Annotated in this window: 1 protein-coding gene and 2 pseudogenes; all 3 read right to left on the reverse strand. The window is 38.2% G+C overall.

Translation table 11 applies throughout. From position 1 onward, the window contains the following. Positions 1-139: 139 nt before the first annotated feature. A pseudogene (locus PX481_RS06545) lies at positions 140-1012 on the reverse strand (RNA-guided endonuclease InsQ/TnpB family protein); the annotation flags it as partial. After that, on the reverse strand, positions 990-1598 hold the full coding sequence (locus PX481_RS06550) for an IS607 family transposase (RefSeq protein WP_287107615.1): 609 nt from the start codon (positions 1596-1598) through the stop codon (positions 990-992). The pseudogene PX481_RS06545 and the gene PX481_RS06550, both read right to left, overlap by 23 nt. Positions 1599-1685: 87 nt before the next feature. Beyond that, a pseudogene (locus PX481_RS06555) lies at positions 1686-1824 on the reverse strand (Holliday junction resolvase RuvX); the annotation flags it as partial.

Raw genomic sequence — 1824 nt, forward strand, 5'->3', positions numbered from 1 at the left:
CTCTCGATGGGAAGAAGCATATCCTTAGTTAAAGCAGATTTTCTTCCTCAGTGCAACCTAAGTCGATGCTTTCTCACGAGTGCGGGTTCATTTTCTAGGTTGACTTCGGCTTCCTTACCAGCATTTATTGAGATGTTGCGTAAAAACCCATATCCTGAACGGCTTTAGCTAATTTGTGATTAGCCATCATCCCAGACACATTTAAATCCTCAATTACTATCTGGCCGTGGTTCTTGGCTAAATAAGTGGTGAGTTTATGTAACGTATCTTTACGGATATTAGCTATTTTAAAATGAAGTTTAGCTATTTGCCGTTGGGCTTTGTTCCAATTATTTGAACCTTTTACCTTATGTCGGTTCAAGTATTGAAGTCTGGCTAATTGTTTTTCGTATTTACGATAACTTTTAGAGCCTTCAAACGTTTCACCTGTCGATAAAGTAGCCAAAGATTTAATTCCTAGATCACAACCAACTACATCATAAGTTTTATTGGTTGTTTGCTGTTCAACTTCCATCTTAAAACTAATAAACCACCTATTAGCTTTTTTACTAATAGTAACAGATTTTGGCTGGTATCCATCAGGTAGCCGCTCGTAAGTTTTTAACCAACCAATCACAGGAACTTTTATCTTTTGATGGGCAATTTTAATGCTCCCATCTAAAGTGAAACTATCCTGTTTACCTTTCTTCTTGAAATTTGGTGGTTTAGCTATCTTCTTGAAGCATCTTTTCCAAGCATCAGATAAAGCTCTTAACGCCCATTGGGGGGCGCATTTAGACACTTGGTAATACCAATCATGCTCTGATTTTACCAATGCTACCAACCATTGATGAAGGTCAATAGCCGTAGGAAACTTGATTTTTTCATCAGGGTTAGCTTGATTATGGTCTAAAATTTGCTTGGTTAAAGCCAAACCCCAATTCCAAGCATGACGTGCGGTTCCTGCGTGTTGGGCTAATAATGAGCGTTGTTGATTATTTAGTTTTAACTCAGTCTTGAATCCTAGTAGCAACGTCTCTTAACTCCTCTACGATTTTTCTATTTTTATGGTTTCTAGAGCCATACAATCTAGCGGAAAATACCGTAATGATTTCTAAGACATCTGGCGCTAAATCCTCCTCAAATGTACTGTCTTCAGTTCGATTGATAATGACAACTTCAGTTCCGAATTGCTCACACAGACTAAAGATTAGTTCACTACCAAATCTAAGTAATCTATCCTTATGAGTTAAGACCAATCTCTCTACTTTACTATCAACAATCAACCGAATTAATCGCTTTAATCCTTTTTTGTTGTAGTTAAGTCCTGAACCTAAGTCGTCTATAATTTCAACTTGCCAACCGTTTTGAGCGCAAAACAGTTCGACAACTTCTTTTTGACGTTCTAAATCTTTCTTTTGGTCATGACTAGAAACACAACAATAGCCAACAGTATAGGAAAGATTCTCTTTTACTCCAAGCAACTGAGAAATTGTATAACGACGATGCCCATTAGCAGTCCGTTCTGGAATTAGTTTACCTTCAGACTCCCAACGCCTTAACGTCGATACGCTTACACCTTTCAATTTAGCGGCTTCCGATATGGTTAACTTACTCATAAAGCTATTATAGCATAAGTCATGAGTAATTTTGGATAGTATTAGTTAGGTTTTTGGTTTCTGTGATTAACCCTTGCCGTTATCTCCTCAAACAACAGTATTAACTCGCCGTCGGCGATCGAGCCATTGTTGTAAAATAATCGCCGCCGCTTCCCGATCGATCGCTCCCTTATCCCAAGAGGAAAACTGTTTTTTGGCTTTTAAGAATTCTTCCGCCTCTAGGGAC

The organism is Microcystis sp. M53603_WE2 (assembly GCF_030065435.1).